This window comes from Agrobacterium sp. 22-226-1, from assembly GCF_053522345.1.
In genome coordinates, this window is sequence record NZ_JBNWCP010000003.1 from 1 (window position 1) to 16,793 (window position 16,793).

Consider the following 16,793-nt stretch of genomic DNA (forward strand, 5'->3'; position numbering starts at 1 on the left):
CGTCGCTCAGTTCGTGACGGCGCATGACGATCTCCCTTCAAGGGGAGTGAATCATAATCCGCTCGCCACATGAACCCCGTTTATGGGGACGCGTCCTAGAACAGGCTCCTTCAGTCTCATCGCGAAAGATACGCCATATGAAAATGCTCCGTATTGTCACCCTTCTCCTTGCAATCGGGGTCGCGGGTGTGGCTGACATACCGGTCGTAGTTTCGGTTTCGCCGGCAAAGGCCGAGGCGGAATATTTCCCGACGCAGCAGGACTTTGTCGGAAAATGGAAGCTCACCGGTGCGACCAGCCGCCCGCCGCGCGATATGAAGACTGCGCTCACCTCCCGGCAGGAAGCGGATGCGACATTGTTCCAGGAGACGGTGACGACATTTTATTCCGCGTTTGATTATCTGGAGATCACGGCGGACGGTCGCTACAATTTCCATCAACCCGGCGATCCCTCAGGTTCATGCGTCTGGTGCGGCACATGGTCTTTTGACAAGAGTTCGCTGTGGCTGAAGCTGGATACCGCGCCCCGGCTCGATATTTACGCGAAGGACGGCGATATACAGATGACGTACACCGCCGAACCCGACAAGAAGTCGAAATACACCTGGCTGGTTTTCGGCTGGACGAAGATGGAGTAGGCGCCTCGTTTCCTCGGCGGCAACGCCCAACCGGTACACCCGAGACTATTTGACGAAGCGCCCACAATTGAGCAAAGCTGTATGGCCAACCATATTTGACGGACAGGGGACGTCATGACGAATTTTCTGTCCTTCGATGATATCGCCGAGCTGGAATACGGTGCGCCCGCGCCGGAAAGACTGATTTCCGGCGATCCCAAATTCACCACATGGAATCTCGAGGAAGCGCCCGGCGGCATCTATGCCGGCATCTGGCAGTCCACGCCCGGCAAATGGCGGGTGGTCTATGACGAATGGGAATATTTCAACATTCTCGAAGGCCATTCCATCCTGACCGAAGACGGTGGTGCGCCCCGCGATCTGAGACCGGGCGACCGCGTTATCCTGCGTCCGGGCTTTACGGGCATGTGGGAAGTCGTGGAGACAACGCGGAAGGATTATGTCATCCGGCTCTGATGGCGCGCTACCAGCGTGTCATGACGCCGAGCGATGGAATTTTCTCGTCGATAGATATCAATGCCATGTTTTCCAAAATAGATTGAGCCGCAAGAATTCGATCGAACGGATCGCGGTGTTCGCCCGGCAGCATGGCGCTTCGAACCATATGAGCGCTGTTGATGGGAAGTTCGAGAAAGCCTTCCTGTTCAATCACACCCGCAAAATCGGGAAGTATGAGCGACGCACCGGGCAAACGGCCTCGTGCGAATTTCGTGGCAATTTCCCATGCTGAAGCCGCGCTCACATAGAGGTCATTATTGGGGTCGCTGATGATTTCGCGCGCATCCGGCGAAAGCCGGTCATGGTCATTCAGCCACCAAAGCAGTGCATGAGTATCCAGTAGATATTTCATTCGGTCGCGAACTCTTTAAGTTCGTCTTCCGTCAGCGGTTCGAAGAACTCAGGTCCGACCACGAGCACGCCCTTAAAACGGCCCGGAACGCGTCGGCGTTTTTCGTGTTGAGCAGAGCCCGACTTACTCTCCGAAAGACCCACCGCATCCAATTGACGCGATAGTCTCTCAAGATGCGCCTCCAGTTCGGTAAAAACGACCGGAGGGGGCAGCGTCATATCCGTTTTTTTCTTCGACTTGGTTGCCAAGGCATTTGCCTCATCACTATTGGACGAAAATACCATAGCGCATCGGGGATGATAAAAAAACTACTTCACCACGCCAGATCGAGCCGCTCCAGACCATGGAAATGATAGACATCCTTGACCCTGGGCGGCTCGGCGATCTTCAGGCCCGGCAGGCGTTTGAAAAGCAGGGGCAGGGCAAGATTGAGCTCCAGCCTCGCCAGCGGCGCGCCGATGCAGAAGTGGATGCCGGCGCCGAAGGAGACGTTGGCGCCCTCGTTGCGGTCCGGCCGGAAGGTCAGCGGATCGGAAAACTTTGCCGGATCGAGATTGGCGGCGGCGAGGATGAGGCTGACCTTGTCGCCGCGCTTGAACGCGACGCCGTCGATTTCGACGGGTTCCAGAACCCAGCGCTGGAAAATATGTACCGGCGCGCAGATGCGCAGGGTTTCTTCCACCGTGCGTTCCGTGGCGGCATCGTCGTTAAACAGCGTCTCGGGGGAGATGCCGCTTTCCAGAATGATGCGCACGGAATTGCCGATCTGGTGAACGGTCGCCTCGTGCCCGGCATTCAGCAGCACGATGGTGGTGGAGACGAGCTCGTCGTCGGTCAGATACTGGCCCTTGTGCTCCGTATGGATCATGTGGCTCAGCAGATCGTCCTTCGGCTCCGCCCGCCGCTCGGCGATCACGCTGCGCACATAGTCTGAAAATTCATGCGCGGCCCTGTCGGCCAGCAGCTCGTCTTCCGGCGTGCGCTTGAACATATACATGCCGACATAGGCATGCGACCATTTCAGAAGCTGCGGCCCCATCTCCTCGGGAATGCCGATCATGCGGGCGATCATCGTCACCGGAATGATATCGGCATAGGAGGAGAGCAGTTCCGTTTCGCCCTTGCTTTCGAAGGCGTCGATCAGACGGTTGGCGAGTTCCTCGATTTCCGGCTTCATCTTTTCGACATGCCGCGACACGAAGGCGCGGTTGATGAGCGTGCGCAGCCGTGTGTGCTCCGGCGGCTCGAGCTCCAGAAGCGAATGCTGCTCGGCGGCGTCGAAATGCTTCACATGGTCGAGCGGCTCCGCCAGGCCGATCTCCTCGCGGCTTGCCACATGCAGGATCTGCCGCCCGAACCGGCGGTCGCGCAAAAGCGCGCTCACGTGGTCGTATCCGGTGAAAAACCATTGCCGCTGTTCTTCCCAGTAGAAGGTGGGACATTCAGCGTGCAGGGCCGCATAGACCGGGTTCGGATCGCTGTAGAAAGCCGGGTCGCGGGCATCTAGGGAAATGCGGCGGGTGGCGGGATCGATTTTGAGAAACGGAAATGTCGCTGTCATGCCCATGGTCTATTCCGCGCGCGGCGCTTTGGGAAGGGAGGGAAATCCCTTCCGGATACCTCGATGTCTGTCACTGGGTGGTTACATCGTCATCGGCTGGCGATGGCGGATATCCGGTTCAGCGCTGCGACCTGACGGTCGGCATTGTTATCCATCGGATTTTCGTCGCGGTCCGAGGCGGGCACGACGACATTGGCCGCATTGACGTGGATGACCGTCCGGTTGCGCCCGGCCTTTTTTGCGGCATAGAGCGCGCGGTCGGCTTCCGTCATCATCGTATTGAGGTCGGCATCCTTGATCATGGCTTCCGATATGCCGACGCTGGTGGTCACCTCGATGGCTTCACCGCGCGAACTGATCTTCGAAAGGCGCAGATTGCTGCGGATGGCTTCCGCAAGCGTCGCCGTGCTGGAAGGGCTTTCCACTTCGGCAACCAGTGCGAATTCTTCGCCTCCCATCCTGACGAAAAGGCCGCGATTGCCGATTACGCGCTGTGCGATATTGCAAAAATGCACGAGGACCGCATCGCCGGACTGGTGGCCGTATCTGTCGTTGATCTTCTTGAAATGGTCGATGTCGAACAGCACCAGCGCCACGTAACGGCTGGAGGCCGGCGACCTTTTCTTGATACGCTCGAACTCCTCCAGCAGACCGCGACGGTTGAGAACGCCGGTCAGATGATCGGTCATGGCGAGGCGATGGAGGCGGCTTTCCGCATCCTCCATGATGATCTTGGCGCTGATCATGATGATGGCCGTGAAGCCGAGCATGCCGGAAATGGCAAGCGCCGATGTCATGGGAATGGCGTTGGGGATGGCGGCATTGGCCGGGATGACGATGGATGCGACGATCGCTCCCGCAAAAGCCTGCAGGACCAGGATCGCGGCCAGAACCCGGCGGCTGCGTGAGGCGCGCGCCTTGCTGGCCAGAAGGACGCCGGCGAGCATGAAATAACCGGTGGCAGCACTGGCATGATAGAGCAGGATGCGGGCCACCATGTCTTCGCGCACGGATGGCACGAACATTCCGGCGATCCACAGCAGGGCTGGAATTGCGATCCAGCCGCCGAGTTTTCGCTGCTCCAGACATAACAGGCCCGCAAGCCAGAAGCCGAAGGCGGAAAGTGCCAGCGTATTGCCGACCTGAATGGACAGAAAACTGGAAATATCCCCGCGAAACGCCACCATGACAGTGCCGAATCCCGTGGCGAGGAAACCGGCTGCGAAATAGAGATTATGCCGGCGGGAAGGGCGGTGCAGCCACAGCGTTCCCAAAAGCACGGCAAGGGTGAACGTTTCCGCCGCCCATAGTAGCGTGCTCGTCTTTGCATCCAGCATTGCAAAATCCTATCTGCGCCATAATGCGGTAAAAGCGGGCTCTTTCGCACGAGGTGCGTTATGCCCGCTGGAATTGTTGAGCTGCCATTTCGCCCGGATGGGCCCATTCCCCAACGGGAACCGGAAATTCGCTGGCCAGTATCGGCAGCAAATACTAACGAGTTCTTGCCGGTGAGAAGTTATATCTGTGCATGGCGGGCGATTTTTGCCTTCGTCGCCTGCCATAGTAAAAAAATGGTGGCAGCGGGGGAAAGAGGCCCGGCTGACGCCGCCCGGTCCGAAAGCCCTGTCAACCTCGGCCCGAAAGGCCTGCAAACGCTGTTGAGCCGTTAAGGATATGCGGCTTCGTGTCTTGAAGTACGGGGCAGGGACACTCTATGTAGGGAGTATGAAGGTTAGAAGTGATTCCGGAGCGGCTTTCCGCGAAGGGCAGAGTTTGACAAAGGACGGACATGAAAAATCCAGTTGATACCGCCATGGCTCTGGTGCCGATGGTCGTTGAGCAGACCAATCGCGGCGAACGCTCCTACGACATATTTTCCCGTCTTCTCAAGGAACGCATCATTTTCCTCACCGGTCCGGTGGAAGACCAGATGGCATCGCTCGTCTGCGCGCAGCTGCTTTTCCTCGAGGCTGAAAACCCCAAGAAGGAAATTGCGCTCTACATCAATTCGCCAGGTGGCGTCGTGACCGCCGGCATGGCGATCTACGATACGATGCAGTTCATTCGCCCTGCGGTCTCGACGCTCTGCGTTGGCCAAGCCGCGTCCATGGGCTCGCTGCTTCTGGCCGCCGGTGAAAAGGGAATGCGTTTTGCGACCCCGAACGCTCGCATCATGGTGCACCAGCCTTCCGGCGGTTTCCAGGGACAGGCTTCGGATATCGAGCGCCATGCCCGCGACATCATCAAGATGAAGCGCCGCCTCAATGAAGTCTACGTGAAGCACACCGGCCGCACGCTCGAAGAGGTTGAAAAAACCCTTGATCGCGACCACTTCATGGATGCAGACGAGGCGAAGGACTGGGGCGTGATCGACAAGATCCTGACCTCGCGCCAGGAAATAGAAGGCGCCGCCGCGAATTGAGGCGCGCCGCTTTTTGACGTTTGTTTGAACCCGCAAAAGTAATTTCGGGGCTTTCAACCGCAACAGAAAGCGATATTAGTATATATAAAGGCTATGTTGAATTTTTATGACGTGGCCTTTGGTTTGATGGGGAATTCGTTGCAGCCGGGTATCAGCTCATGTATCTGATACCGGTTAGTACCCCGGGAAACGAGGCGGATACGGCGATGCAACCCAAGGGCTGCCGTATCGGCGGGCGGTAAGTTGACCGCGATCCGTTTGGCGGACCTGCGGCGTGCTGGAAGGAAAGAGATATGAGCAAAGTCAGCGGCAGCAACGGCGGCGACTCTAAGAATACACTCTATTGTTCATTCTGCGGCAAGAGCCAGCACGAAGTCCGGAAACTCATTGCCGGACCGACGGTGTTCATCTGCGATGAATGCGTCGAATTGTGCATGGACATCATCCGCGAGGAGAACAAGACGTCGATGGTGAAGTCGCGCGAGGGTGTGCCCACCCCGCAGGACATCATCAAAATCCTCGACGAATATGTCATCGGCCAGAAGCAGGCGAAGAAGATCCTGTCTGTTGCCGTTCACAACCATTACAAGCGCCTCGCGCACGCCTCCAAGAATGGCGATGTCGAGCTTGCGAAGTCGAACATCATGCTCGTCGGTCCGACGGGTTGCGGCAAGACCTATCTTGCCCAGACGCTCGCCCGCATCATCGACGTTCCCTTCACCATGGCGGATGCAACGACGCTGACCGAAGCCGGTTATGTCGGCGAGGACGTGGAAAACATCATCCTGAAGCTGTTGCAGGCTGCGGATTACAATGTCGAGCGCGCCCAGCGCGGCATCGTCTATATCGACGAAGTCGACAAGATTTCCCGCAAGTCGGACAACCCGTCCATCACGCGTGACGTGTCGGGCGAGGGCGTTCAGCAGGCGCTTCTGAAGATCATGGAAGGCACGGTCGCTTCCGTTCCGCCGCAGGGCGGCCGCAAGCATCCGCAGCAGGAATTCCTGCAGGTGGATACGACCAACATCCTGTTCATCTGCGGCGGCGCCTTTGCCGGCCTCGACAAGATCATCTCGGCCCGTGGTGAAAAGACCTCGATCGGCTTCGGTGCGACCGTCAAGGCGGAAGATGATCGCCGCGTGGGCGAGGTGCTGCGCGAGCTGGAGCCGGAAGATCTGGTGAAGTTCGGTCTCATCCCGGAATTCATCGGCCGTCTGCCGGTTCTTGCCACGCTGGAAGACCTCGACGAGGATGCGCTGATCCAGATTCTGTCCGAGCCGAAGAACGCTCTGGTCAAGCAGTACCAGCGCCTGTTCGAGATGGAAGATGTGGAACTGACCTTCCACGAGGACGCCCTTCGTGAGATCGCCCGCAAGGCGATCACCCGCAAGACCGGCGCCCGCGGCCTGCGGTCGATCATGGAAAAGATCCTTCTGGACACCATGTTCGAACTGCCGACGCTGGAAGGCGTGCGCGAAGTGGTCATTTCCGACGAGGTCGTCAGCGGCCTTGCACGTCCGCTCTACATCTATGCGGACCGTCAGGAAGAAAAGACCAACGTTTCGGCCTGATTGGCCGGCCCGGTGCTTTGATGAAGTCAGAAGGCCCGCCTCCGTGCGGGCCTTTTCTGTTGTCCCCGGGTGTGAAACTTGCGCCTAACTTGGCGAAGCCCGATTTTGCGTTTGGAGCGGATTGCGCTTTGCTGATAAAGTCTTACAACTGATTTGCAGCGCGATATGACGGAAATGTGAATTCCCGTCGGCGACCCGGTTCCCATGTCCTTCGGGATAACCGGAAATGTCGGGAGTACTAGCCGGCGCTGGGTTTTGTTGAATTTCACGGTCTTGCCGCTTAGCGGGACCGTCTGTTCCGGCGACTTGAAATCGGTGTTTCGAAACTCCACTTTCAGTCTCGAGAAATGAATGTGCCGGATGCCCCAAGCTGTCCGGCAAAGTGTCCCGAAAGGGACCATGGAAAGGAAATGATATGACGAACATCACGTCTGCGGCATCTGGCGGTACCTATCCGGTACTTCCCCTGCGCGACATTGTCGTTTTCCCGCATATGATCGTTCCCCTGTTCGTCGGGCGGGAAAAATCCATCCGTGCGCTCGAGGAAGTCATGGGTTCGGACAAGCAGATCATGCTTGTCACCCAGATCAACGCCAGCGATGACGATCCGGCCCCGGAGGCCATCCACAAGGTCGGCACGGTCGCCAATGTCCTGCAGCTTCTGAAGCTTCCCGACGGCACCGTGAAGGTGCTGGTGGAAGGCAAGGGCCGCGCCCAGATCGACAGCTATACCGGCCGTGAAGACTTCTATGAAGCCACTGCGACGCCGTTGCAGGAGCCTGCCGAAGATCCGGTCGAGATCGAGGCGCTGTCGCGTTCGGTCGTGTCTGAATTCGAGAGCTATGTGAAGCTCAACAAGAAGATTTCGCCCGAGGTTGTCGGCGCTGCCGGCCAGATCGACGATTATTCGAAGCTTGCCGATACGGTCGCTTCGCACCTGTCGATCAAGATCACCGAAAAGCAGGAAATGCTGGAAACCGTCAGCGTGAAGCAGCGGCTTGAAAAGGCGCTCGGCTTCATGGAAGGCGAAATTTCCGTGCTCCAGGTCGAAAAGCGTATCCGTTCGCGCGTCAAGCGCCAGATGGAGAAGACGCAGCGCGAATATTACCTGAACGAACAGATGAAGGCGATCCAGAAGGAACTCGGCGACGGCGAGGACGGCCGTGACGAGATGGCCGAACTGGAAGAGCGCATCGCCAAGACCAAGCTTTCCAAGGAGGCCAAGGAAAAGGCCGAAGCGGAAATGAAGAAGCTTCGCCAGATGAGCCCGATGTCGGCGGAAGCCACTGTCGTGCGCAACTATCTGGACTGGCTGCTGGGTCTGCCCTGGGGCAAGAAGTCGAAGATCAAGACCGACCTCAATGCGGCCGAGACGATCCTCGATCAGGATCACTTTGGTTTGGACAAGGTCAAGGAACGTATTGTCGAATATCTGGCCGTACAGGCCCGCGCTTCGAAAATCCGCGGTCCTATCCTGTGCCTCGTCGGTCCTCCCGGCGTCGGCAAGACCTCGCTTGCCAAGTCGATCGCCAAGGCGACCGGACGTGAATATGTGCGCATGGCGCTGGGTGGCGTTCGTGACGAAGCGGAAATCCGCGGTCACCGCCGCACCTATATTGGTTCCATGCCCGGCAAGATCGTTCAGTCGATGAAGAAGGCCAAGAAGGCGAACCCGCTCTTCCTGCTCGACGAAATCGACAAGATGGGCATGGACTTCCGTGGCGACCCGTCGTCTGCACTGCTGGAGGTTCTCGATCCGGAACAGAACTCCACCTTCATGGACCACTACCTTGAAGTGGAATACGACCTGTCCGACGTGATGTTCGTGACCACGGCCAACACGCTGAACATTCCGGGTCCCCTGATGGACCGTATGGAAGTGATCCGCATCGCCGGTTACACGGAAGACGAAAAGCGCGAAATCGCAAAGCGTCACCTGTTGCCGAAGGCGATCAAGGAGCATGCCCTGCGTCCGGAAGAGTTCTCGGTTACCGATGATGCCCTGATGGTCGTCATCCAGCAGTACACCCGCGAGGCGGGCGTGCGCAGCTTCGAACGCGAGCTGATGAAGCTGGCGCGCAAGGCTGTCACCGAGATCATCAAGGGCAAGGTCAAGTCCGTGGAAGTCACCGGTGCCAATGTTCCGGATTATCTGGGCGTTCCGCGGTTCCGCCATGGCGAGGCCGAGCGCGAGGATCAGGTCGGTGTCGTCACCGGTCTGGCCTGGACGGAAGTCGGCGGTGAGCTGCTCACCATCGAAGGCGTGATGATGCCGGGCAAGGGCCGCATGACGGTCACCGGCAACCTCAAGGAAGTGATGAAGGAATCCATTTCGGCGGCGGCATCCTATGTCCGTTCGCGCGCCGTGGACTTCGGCATCGAACCGCCGCGCTTCGACAAGAGCGACATCCACGTTCACGTTCCGGAAGGTGCGACCCCGAAGGACGGTCCGTCCGCCGGTGTTGCCATGGCCACCGCCATCGTCTCCATCATGACCGGCATCCCGGTCTCGAAAGATGTGGCGATGACGGGTGAGATCACACTCCGCGGTCGCGTGTTGCCGATCGGCGGCCTGAAGGAAAAGCTGCTTGCGGCCCTTCGCGGCGGCATCAAGAAGGTGCTGATCCCGGAAGAAAACGCCAAGGACCTGGCGGAGATTCCGGACAATGTGAAGAACGAGATGGAAATCATTCCGGTGTCGCGCATGGGCGAGGTTATCAAGCACGCCCTCATCCGCCAGCCGGAACCCATCGAGTGGGACGGCAGCATCGAGACGCCGGTGATCGCAACCGTCGAAGGTGTCGACGACGGCAGCCAGACCATCGCGCATTGATAATGCATCGCCGCGAGGGGCGGGAATCGCCTTTCGCGACGGGTGCTGCATAGATTCAATGTGTTAGGTGTCTGAAGGCGCATGTGGCGTAAAGCTGCGCACAAGTGATGCGAATTTGGCACGAATATGTGGAAGGCCGGCAGAAATGTCGGCCTTTTTTGTGAAAAAAAACGCAGACCCCTTGTTTTTCAGGCGATTCCAGCGCTTTTGGATTGCTGCGCGCGGATGCGAACGTATTCTGCGCCGGCTTAATTTGAGTCGTTTCAAACCATTGAAAGGGGTGGAAACATGAACAAGAACGAGCTCGTCTCTGCTGTTGCCGAAAAGGCTGGTCTCACGAAGGCAGATGCTGCTTCCGCTGTTGATGCTGTATTCGAAACTGTACAGGGCGAACTGAAGAACGGTGGCGACATTCGCCTGGCCGGCTTCGGCAGCTTCTCCGTCAGCCGTCGTGAAGCCTCCAAGGGCCGTAACCCTTCCACGGGTGCTGAAGTCGATATCCCGGCTCGCAACGTACCGAAGTTTTCCGCAGGCAAGGGCCTGAAGGACGCCGTCAACTCGTAAGGTTTCCGGAAAGCCGCAACGCCCGGCGGCGGGCGGGCGGCTTTTCAGGTTCACGAGGAAACATGTTTTGACGCCCTGACGCCGTCACATCGCCGCCAAAAGCGGGCGGTGTTTCGAAAAGCTCTTTTCGGACAGGCCGGGTTTTCCCGGTCAAGATGTGAATGAAAGCAGGGAAGCGCCTGTGTAGCTTCCATCCGGACAAACGGCGTTTTTCTACGCGGAATGTGGGCATAAACACGAAAGCCCGGCCTTCTAGGCCGGGCTTTTTGATTCAGCGGTCAGGAAGTGTCATGCCACTGTCATGTCTGTAACGCAGAAGCCTTGGGGTATTTCTGGACCCAAGGGGGATTAAAATGGCGTTCCGATTTTCTCAAATGGCTTTGACCGCTGCGCTGCTCACGTCCGCAGCCATCCCGGCCGCTGCCGAGCCGGTTTTCAACCGCATCGCATCTTTCCCGGTGGCGAAAAACCTTCCCGCGGACAAGGACGCCAAATCCGTCACCTCGGCTGAAATCATTACCGCCAGCGAAGACGGCAAGACGCTGATCTATTCGGACAGCCCGCTTGGCGGCATCGGTTTCATCGACATCACCGACGCCAAGGCTCCCAAGGCCGGCGGCGCGCTGCTGCTCGAAGGCGAACCGACCTCCGTTGCCGTTGCCGGTCCCAAGGTGCTGGCCGGCGTCAATACGTCGGAAAACCGCGCCAAGCCCTCCGGCAAGCTAGTAACGGTCGATATCGCCACCAAGAAGATCGAAGCAAGCTGTGATCTCGGCGGCCAGCCCGATTCCGTCGCCGTTTCCCCGGACAAGACCTTCGCTGCCATCGCCATTGAAAACGAGCGCGATGAAGAGGTGAACGAAGGCGCCCTGCCGCAGATGCCAGCCGGTTATCTGGTGACTGTCGGTCTGAAGGACGGCGTTGCTGATTGCGCAACGCTGAAGAAGATCGAGCTCACCGGCCTTGCCGAAATTTCCCCTGAGGATCCGGAGCCGGAATTCGTGTCGATCAACGCCAATGGCGAGATTGCGCTGACGCTTCAGGAAAACAATCATGTCGTCATTCTCGACGGCAAGACCGGCACGGTGAAGGCGCATTTCTCCGCCGGCAAAGTCGATCTTGAAGGCATCGATACGAAGACCGACGGCCAGCTGAAGTTCACCGACAAGCAGGAAGGCCGCAAGCGCGAGCCGGACGCCGTGAAGTGGCTGGACAATGACCGCATCGTCATCGCCAATGAGGGCGACTGGCAGGGCGGCTCGCGTGGCTTTACCATCTTCGACAAGACCGGCAAGCTCGTCTATGAATCCGGCTCCTCGCTCGAACACGCAGTTGCGGCCATCGGCCACTATCCGGAAAAGCGCTCCAAGGCCAAGGGCATCGAGCCCGAAGGTCTGGAAGCGGCGACCTTCGGCGACCAGAAATATTTCTTCGTACTGTCCGAGCGCGCCTCTGTCGTCGCTGTCTACAAGGACACCGGCAAGGAGCCGGAACTGACGCAGCTCCTGCCTTCGGGCGTTTCGCCGGAAGGTGCTGTCGCCATCCCGGCGCGCAACCTCCTCGCCACGGCCAATGAGGTCGATCTGATCGAAGACGGCGGCGTCCGCTCGCATGTCATGCTCTATGAGCGCGGTGAAGGTGAAGCAGCCTATCCGCAGCTGGTTTCCGCCACCGTCGATGGTGCACCGATCGGCTGGGGCGCTCTTTCGGGTCTGGTCGGCGATGCCGAAAAGCCCGGCATTCTTTATGCCGTCTCCGACTCGGTCTATGGCAACCAGCCGTCGATCTTCACCATCGATGCGACGAAAAAGCCCGCCACCATCACCAGCGTGCTGCGCGTCAAGCGTGACGGTATTGCCGCTCAGAAGCTCGACATCGAAGGTATCACGCTGGACGGCAAGGGCGGTTTCTGGCTGGCTTCTGAAGGCGACAGCGCCAAGCTCGTCCCCCACGCGCTCTATAACGTCAACGCCAAGGGCGAGATCAAGGCGGAGATCGCATTGCCGAAGGAACTTCTCGCCGGCGACACCCGCTTCGGTTTCGAAGGCGTGACGATGATCGGCAAGGGCGACGAGGCGACGCTGTGGATGGCCGTGCAGCGTGAATGGGGCACGGACGAGAAGGGCTTCGTCAAGCTCGTCTCCTACAATCCGAAGTCCAAGGAATGGGGCGCCGTCCGTTACCCGCTCGACAAGACCGAGGCAGGCTGGATCGGCCTCTCCGAAATCACCGCGCAGGGCGACTATGTCTATATCGTCGAGCGCGACAACCAGATCGGCGACAAGGCCAAGATCAAGAAGCTCTACCGCGTTGCAATCGCGGACCTGAAGCCGGGCAAGATCGGCGGCGAACTGCCGCTGGTGGCCAAGCAGGAAGCCCATGACTTCCTGCCCGACCTCAAGGCCCAGACCAACGGTTATGTCGTCGACAAGCTGGAAGGCTTCGCCTTCGACAAGGCGGGAACGGCCTATGCCGTGACCGACAATGACGGCGTGGACGATTCTTCCGGCGAAACGCTGTTCTTCACCGTCAATATGAAGGCGATCAACTGATCGAGCCGATTGGCGCCGCAAATGAGAAAAGCCGGGCTATGCCCGGCTTTTTTGTACGGCGAGGGGCTCCTTGGCCGGGTTTCCCGATCTTGCACGATGCCTGACGATGCAAGCCGTTAAAATCGGCATTGCCGCTTCGATATGGGATTGTGGAGGATTTCGTCCGGAAGCCATCCGGGAAAATGCTGCGGATCGATCGTAAGGGATCACCGCCCCAGGGAATTCTTGCTTTTGGGAGTATCTTGTTTTTCCGAGTCCTGCTGGACCCAGCGGAAAAAAATATAAACAGGCAGCGCAATAAGCGCGAGTGTTACAAACGCGTCGATCGACATGGTTTCATCCATCAGTTCAACCGTTCATCATGAAACGGTGCGCAAACAATGCCTGAAATCTCTTTAGAAAGTCTGAATCTTCCTTATTTTCCGGTATGTTGCGGGGTGATACAGGGGGCGGTCAAGCTGTCGGAATATGGAGCAGCAGTGCCGATTTGGCATGGTGTAACTGGAGAAAAGCGATTCCAGCGGTTGGGAATCATGACAACGCTCAACCGACCGCAGTTAGGGCCGGGGCGATAATTCCGAATACTCGAGGGCTTATCGCATAGCGAAAGCAAACACGACGAATCGCGGTTTCAGGGGTGATATTTAAATCTTCTGGGAAAATGGTGGGCGATGAGAGACTCGAACTCCCGACATCCTCGGTGTAAACGAGGCGCTCTACCAACTGAGCTAATCGCCCTTCGCGTGTCTCGGATCATGTCCGCCGCGTCGGTGGCCGTGATGTATTCGGATCGGAAAAAAACCGCAAGGGCTTTTGTGAAGTTTTTTTGTTTTTTTTGCCGAGAGAATTTTCCGTCGCCGGGGGGCGGGGGCAAAAAGCCGGGAACTGCGGGCTTTTTGCCTGAAACAGGACCCGAGGCCGCCTTGATGGCCATGTGGAAATCCCGCTACGGAAGCCTGCGGCTGTGGACAAGTTTTTTGTTTTCGTTGGGAAAAGCCCGGAAATCTGGGCGTTTGCCGCAATCGCGTTCCAAGGCCTTCCGGTTTTTCCCGATCAAAATGAAGAAGCTTATTCTTTTGTCGTGAAACCTGCTTGACACCCCCGCACGAACGCCGTAGTTAGCCGCTCATCGAACAGCCGAGGCTGGTTCGAGCGGCGGGACTGGTTCCTGTCGTCAGGAGATGCGGGTGTAGCTCAGTCGGTTAGAGTGCCGGCCTGTCACGCCGGAGGTCGCGGGTTCGAGCCCCGTCACTCGCGCCATCCTGTCCCTCGGAAAACGCAGATGAATGTCTGTGGTGCGCGGGTGTAGCTCAGTCGGTTAGAGTGCCGGCCTGTCACGCCGGAGGTCGCGGGTTCGAGCCCCGTCACTCGCGCCATTTCTTTCTCCTGAAATGTCTCCTTAAAAAACAGATCGACGCGCGATTTGCGCGCTCGTCTATTGACGATTCCAGCGCCTGATTCCGGGCTTTTTAAACGCGATTTTTCCTGCATTTTTTAGTCAAGTTTCGATTCCCGAATATCGTCACTTCACCGCCATCCGGACGTAAAATTCGTGTGACTTTTTTGCGGTTGCGTCGTTCAATCGATTATTATTGTATTTGAGGGGCTTAGACCGGAATTGTGGCCCAAATTTGCGTCAATTCCGGCAATATTGTTGCCAATCAATGCGGCAGGTGTCTTGAAATGGTGCCTAAACTCTTGCAGAGAGGGCGCGGCTGCGCTAACCACTTTGGCGTTGCAACATATTTGTCCGCTCTTTGAGACTTAAGGTCACAAAGGCAGGTCCGGCACCCGGCCGGACAGGGAAGAGACCATGACTGAACTCCTCAGTTCCTACATTCCGATCGCAATCTTCATCGGTATCGCTCTCGTCATCGGCCTGGCGCTTCTCATTGCGCCTTTCGCTGTCGCCTACAAGGCGCCGGACCCGGAAAAGCTCTCCGCTTTCGAGTGCGGTTTCAACGCCTTCGACGATGCCCGCATGAAGTTCGATATCCGCTTTTATCTCGTGTCGATCTTGTTCATCATCTTCGACCTGGAAGTCGCCTTCCTGTTCCCATGGGCGGTGTCTTTCGGCGAGATGGGCTGGTTCGGTTTCTGGTCGATGATGGTGTTCCTCATCGTTCTCACCATCGGCTTTATCTATGAGTGGAAGAAGGGAGCGCTGGAATGGGCATGAGCCAGAACAACACCACGCTCGTTGCGCCGCAGCCGAAGGGGATCATCGACCCCTCGACCGGCAAGCCGGTTGGCAGCAACGACGCCTACTTCACGGAAATCAATGACGAGCTGGCCGACAAGGGCTTTCTCGTCACCTCGACCGACGAGCTGATCACCTGGGCGCGCACCGGCTCCCTGATGTGGATGCAGTTCGGTCTTGCCTGCTGCGCCGTCGAAGGCCTGATGCAGGCGTCCGGTCCGCGTTATGACATGGAGCGCTTCGGTGTCGCCCCGCGCGCCTCGCCGCGCCAGTCCGACGTGATGATCGTTGCCGGCACGCTCACCAACAAGATGGCGCCCGCTCTGCGCAAGGTCTATGACCAGATGCCCGAGCCGCGTTACGTGATCTCCATGGGCTCCTGCGCCAATGGCGGCGGCTATTACCATTATTCCTACGCTGTCGTGCGCGGTTGCGACCGCGTCGTGCCGGTGGATATCTACGTTCCGGGCTGTCCCCCCACGGCGGAGGCGCTGCTTTACGGCGTGCTTCTGCTGCAAAAGAAGATTCGTCGTACCGGTACGATCGAGCGCTAAGGGCAAAGGACGGATTAAGAATGAGCGAAGCTCTCAACGATCTTGCTGCTTACGTTAAGGAAGCGCGCGGTTCCCTCGTGGTGTCGGCTGATATCGCCTATGGCGAGCTGACGCTGAACACGACGCCTGAAAGCGTGATCGCGCTTTTGACCTTCCTGCGTGATGATGTGCAGTGCGGTTTTGTCAACATCATCGACATTTGCGGCGTTGACTGGCCGCAGCGCGAAAAGCGTTTCGATGTCGTCTATCACCTGCTGTCGCCGCGCCAGAACCTGCGCGTCCGCATCAAGCTACAGGTAGCGGAAGACGAGGGCGTGCCGTCTTCGACCTCCGTTTACATGGGTGCCGAATGGTTCGAGCGCGAAGCTTGGGACATGTATGGCATTCCGTTCGAAGGCCATAAGGACCTTCGCCGTATCCTCACGGATTACGGTTTCGAAGGCCATCCGCTGCGCAAGGATTTTCCGGTGACCGGCTTTGTGGAAGTGCGTTACGATGACGTGCTGAAACGGGTTCTTTATGAACCGGTCGAACTGAAGCAGGAATTCCGCAACTTCGATTTCCTCTCCCCATGGGAAGGAACCGAATATGTTCTCCCGGGTGACGAAAAGGCCAAGCAATGAGCCAGGTCTCCACGACAGAGCATGGCCAATGTCTTTGCGGCGCCGTCGGCCTCGAGGCCGTCATCGGCGCCCGCGAATTCGGCGTTTGCCATTGCTCCATGTGCCGCCGCTGGTCCGGCGGCGCGTTTCTGGCTGTCGAATGCGCTGATATCTCCGTCGAAAATGAGGAGAGCCTCGGCATCTATTCCTCCTCGGAGTGGGGCGAGCGCTGCTTCTGCAAGAACTGCGGCAGCACGCTGATGTGGCGCTCCAAGGATGGCAAGCATTTTGCCGTTTCGCTGCAGGCTTTCGACAACCCTTCCAGTTTCAAGTTCGCGTCGCAGATTTTCACGGATGAGAAGCCTTCGAGCTATTCCTTCGCTGAGACCACGCAGAACATGACCGGCCCCGAATTCATCGCCATGATCACCTCGGCGGAGCACTAG

17 protein-coding genes and 3 tRNA genes are annotated in these 16,793 nt (G+C 58.0%); 14 read left to right on the top strand and 6 right to left on the bottom strand.

All coding sequences use genetic code 11. The features are described 5' to 3' along the window. Positions 1 to 137: 137 nt before the first annotated feature. Both ACQZ5K_RS05735 and ACQZ5K_RS05740 read left to right on the top strand, forming a co-directional pair. The gene (locus tag ACQZ5K_RS05735) at positions 138 to 638 is read left to right on the top strand and encodes a hypothetical protein (RefSeq protein ID WP_448739855.1); all 501 of its coding nucleotides are present in this window, start codon (positions 138 to 140) and stop codon (positions 636 to 638) included. A 114-nt stretch (positions 639 to 752) separates the two neighbouring features. Beyond that, on the top strand, positions 753 to 1,094 hold the full coding sequence (locus tag ACQZ5K_RS05740; RefSeq protein WP_448739856.1) for a cupin domain-containing protein: 342 nt from the start codon (positions 753 to 755) through the stop codon (positions 1,092 to 1,094). Between the two features lie 7 nt (positions 1,095 to 1,101). Here the strand turns inward: ACQZ5K_RS05740 and ACQZ5K_RS05745 are convergent, their stop codons facing one another. The 4 genes from ACQZ5K_RS05745 to ACQZ5K_RS05760 all read right to left on the bottom strand — a co-directional run bounded on the left by ACQZ5K_RS05745 (position 1,102) and on the right by ACQZ5K_RS05760 (position 4,386). After that, a complete protein-coding gene (locus ACQZ5K_RS05745; RefSeq protein WP_059752628.1) occupies positions 1,102 to 1,488 on the bottom strand; it encodes a type II toxin-antitoxin system VapC family toxin in 387 nt (128 codons plus the stop codon). Continuing rightward, positions 1,485 to 1,736, bottom strand: a complete 252-nt coding sequence (locus ACQZ5K_RS05750) for a hypothetical protein (RefSeq protein WP_448739857.1) — start codon at positions 1,734 to 1,736, stop codon at positions 1,485 to 1,487. The genes ACQZ5K_RS05745 and ACQZ5K_RS05750 overlap by 4 nt, the downstream gene beginning before the upstream one ends. 65 nt (positions 1,737 to 1,801) lie before the next feature. Continuing rightward, on the bottom strand, positions 1,802 to 3,055 hold the full coding sequence (locus ACQZ5K_RS05755; protein WP_448739858.1) for a cytochrome P450: 1,254 nt from the start codon (positions 3,053 to 3,055) through the stop codon (positions 1,802 to 1,804). Positions 3,056 to 3,138: 83 nt separating this feature from the next. Beyond that, on the bottom strand, positions 3,139 to 4,386 hold the full coding sequence (locus ACQZ5K_RS05760; protein WP_448739859.1) for a diguanylate cyclase: 1,248 nt from the start codon (positions 4,384 to 4,386) through the stop codon (positions 3,139 to 3,141). A gap of 452 nt (positions 4,387 to 4,838) precedes the next feature. Here ACQZ5K_RS05760 and clpP point away from each other — a divergent pair, with 452 nt between their 5' ends. The 5 genes from clpP to ACQZ5K_RS05785 all read left to right on the top strand — a co-directional run bounded on the left by clpP (position 4,839) and on the right by ACQZ5K_RS05785 (position 12,991). After that, the gene (clpP, locus tag ACQZ5K_RS05765; protein ID WP_003521529.1) at positions 4,839 to 5,471 is read left to right on the top strand and encodes an ATP-dependent Clp endopeptidase proteolytic subunit ClpP; all 633 of its coding nucleotides are present in this window, start codon (positions 4,839 to 4,841) and stop codon (positions 5,469 to 5,471) included. A 293-nt stretch (positions 5,472 to 5,764) separates the two neighbouring features. Beyond that, positions 5,765 to 7,042 carry an ATP-dependent Clp protease ATP-binding subunit ClpX gene (gene clpX / locus ACQZ5K_RS05770; protein ID WP_059752638.1) on the top strand — a complete coding sequence of 426 codons (1,278 nt, stop codon included), beginning with the start codon at positions 5,765 to 5,767 and terminating at the stop codon, positions 7,040 to 7,042. Positions 7,043 to 7,457: 415 nt separating this feature from the next. Beyond that, entirely contained in the window at positions 7,458 to 9,875 is a 2,418-nt protein-coding gene (gene lon, locus ACQZ5K_RS05775) for an endopeptidase La (RefSeq protein ID WP_448737003.1), read from the top strand. Between the two features lie 288 nt (positions 9,876 to 10,163). Further along, positions 10,164 to 10,439 carry a DNA-binding protein HupB gene (gene hupB, locus ACQZ5K_RS05780; RefSeq protein WP_006312721.1) on the top strand — a complete coding sequence of 92 codons (276 nt, stop codon included), beginning with the start codon at positions 10,164 to 10,166 and terminating at the stop codon, positions 10,437 to 10,439. A gap of 353 nt (positions 10,440 to 10,792) precedes the next feature. Then, positions 10,793 to 12,991, top strand: coding sequence for an esterase-like activity of phytase family protein (locus ACQZ5K_RS05785; RefSeq protein WP_448739860.1), 2,199 nt, complete (start codon positions 10,793 to 10,795; stop codon positions 12,989 to 12,991). A gap of 206 nt (positions 12,992 to 13,197) precedes the next feature. On the opposite strand, the gene ACQZ5K_RS05790 is transcribed toward ACQZ5K_RS05785, so the two are convergent. Both ACQZ5K_RS05790 and ACQZ5K_RS05795 read right to left on the bottom strand, forming a co-directional pair. Next, a complete protein-coding gene (locus ACQZ5K_RS05790; protein WP_003521525.1) occupies positions 13,198 to 13,335 on the bottom strand; it encodes a hypothetical protein in 138 nt (45 codons plus the stop codon). A gap of 318 nt (positions 13,336 to 13,653) precedes the next feature. After that, a tRNA-Val gene (locus tag ACQZ5K_RS05795) sits at positions 13,654 to 13,729 on the bottom strand. Positions 13,730 to 13,746: 17 nt separating this feature from the next. On the opposite strand from ACQZ5K_RS05795, the gene ACQZ5K_RS05800 reads away from it, so the two are divergent. From ACQZ5K_RS05800 to ACQZ5K_RS05830, 7 genes are all read left to right on the top strand, one after another. Then, positions 13,747 to 14,076, top strand: coding sequence for a hypothetical protein (locus ACQZ5K_RS05800; protein WP_448739861.1), 330 nt, complete (start codon positions 13,747 to 13,749; stop codon positions 14,074 to 14,076). A gap of 98 nt (positions 14,077 to 14,174) precedes the next feature. Further along, positions 14,175 to 14,251: transfer RNA gene (locus ACQZ5K_RS05805), tRNA-Asp, on the top strand. A gap of 39 nt (positions 14,252 to 14,290) precedes the next feature. Next, positions 14,291 to 14,367 (top strand) — tRNA-Asp (locus tag ACQZ5K_RS05810). Positions 14,368 to 14,804: 437 nt separating this feature from the next. Further along, the gene (locus ACQZ5K_RS05815) at positions 14,805 to 15,170 is read left to right on the top strand and encodes an NADH-quinone oxidoreductase subunit A (RefSeq protein WP_035259670.1); all 366 of its coding nucleotides are present in this window, start codon (positions 14,805 to 14,807) and stop codon (positions 15,168 to 15,170) included. Further along, entirely contained in the window at positions 15,161 to 15,745 is a 585-nt protein-coding gene (locus ACQZ5K_RS05820; protein ID WP_003521524.1) for a NuoB/complex I 20 kDa subunit family protein, read from the top strand. The genes ACQZ5K_RS05815 and ACQZ5K_RS05820 overlap by 10 nt, the downstream gene beginning before the upstream one ends. Positions 15,746 to 15,765: 20 nt before the next feature. After that, on the top strand, positions 15,766 to 16,368 hold the full coding sequence (locus ACQZ5K_RS05825; protein ID WP_035217676.1) for an NADH-quinone oxidoreductase subunit C: 603 nt from the start codon (positions 15,766 to 15,768) through the stop codon (positions 16,366 to 16,368). Then, on the top strand, positions 16,365 to 16,793 hold the full coding sequence (locus ACQZ5K_RS05830; RefSeq protein ID WP_448739862.1) for a GFA family protein: 429 nt from the start codon (positions 16,365 to 16,367) through the stop codon (positions 16,791 to 16,793). The genes ACQZ5K_RS05825 and ACQZ5K_RS05830 overlap by 4 nt, the downstream gene beginning before the upstream one ends.

Excerpts from the sequence above, each read along its gene's own strand:
- ACQZ5K_RS05790 (WP_003521525.1), bottom strand. The coding sequence starts at position 13,335 with ATGGATGAAACCATGTCGATCGACGCGTTTGTAACACTCGCGCTTATT.
- ACQZ5K_RS05740 (WP_448739856.1), top strand. The coding sequence starts at position 753 with ATGACGAATTTTCTGTCCTTCGATGATATCGCCGAGCTGGAATACGGT.
- ACQZ5K_RS05800 (WP_448739861.1), top strand. The coding sequence starts at position 13,747 with ATGTCCGCCGCGTCGGTGGCCGTGATGTATTCGGATCGGAAAAAAACC.
- ACQZ5K_RS05820 (WP_003521524.1), top strand. The coding sequence starts at position 15,161 with ATGGGCATGAGCCAGAACAACACCACGCTCGTTGCGCCGCAGCCGAAG.
- ACQZ5K_RS05815 (WP_035259670.1), top strand. The coding sequence starts at position 14,805 with ATGACTGAACTCCTCAGTTCCTACATTCCGATCGCAATCTTCATCGGT.
- lon (WP_448737003.1), top strand. The coding sequence starts at position 7,458 with ATGACGAACATCACGTCTGCGGCATCTGGCGGTACCTATCCGGTACTT.
- ACQZ5K_RS05830 (WP_448739862.1), top strand. The coding sequence starts at position 16,365 with ATGAGCCAGGTCTCCACGACAGAGCATGGCCAATGTCTTTGCGGCGCC.
- ACQZ5K_RS05745 (WP_059752628.1), bottom strand. The coding sequence starts at position 1,488 with ATGAAATATCTACTGGATACTCATGCACTGCTTTGGTGGCTGAATGAC.
- ACQZ5K_RS05785 (WP_448739860.1), top strand. The coding sequence starts at position 10,793 with ATGGCGTTCCGATTTTCTCAAATGGCTTTGACCGCTGCGCTGCTCACG.
- ACQZ5K_RS05735 (WP_448739855.1), top strand. The coding sequence starts at position 138 with ATGAAAATGCTCCGTATTGTCACCCTTCTCCTTGCAATCGGGGTCGCG.
- ACQZ5K_RS05760 (WP_448739859.1), bottom strand. The coding sequence starts at position 4,386 with ATGCTGGATGCAAAGACGAGCACGCTACTATGGGCGGCGGAAACGTTC.
- clpX (WP_059752638.1), top strand. The coding sequence starts at position 5,765 with ATGAGCAAAGTCAGCGGCAGCAACGGCGGCGACTCTAAGAATACACTC.
- hupB (WP_006312721.1), top strand. The coding sequence starts at position 10,164 with ATGAACAAGAACGAGCTCGTCTCTGCTGTTGCCGAAAAGGCTGGTCTC.
- ACQZ5K_RS05825 (WP_035217676.1), top strand. The coding sequence starts at position 15,766 with ATGAGCGAAGCTCTCAACGATCTTGCTGCTTACGTTAAGGAAGCGCGC.
- ACQZ5K_RS05755 (WP_448739858.1), bottom strand. The coding sequence starts at position 3,055 with ATGGGCATGACAGCGACATTTCCGTTTCTCAAAATCGATCCCGCCACC.
- clpP (WP_003521529.1), top strand. The coding sequence starts at position 4,839 with ATGAAAAATCCAGTTGATACCGCCATGGCTCTGGTGCCGATGGTCGTT.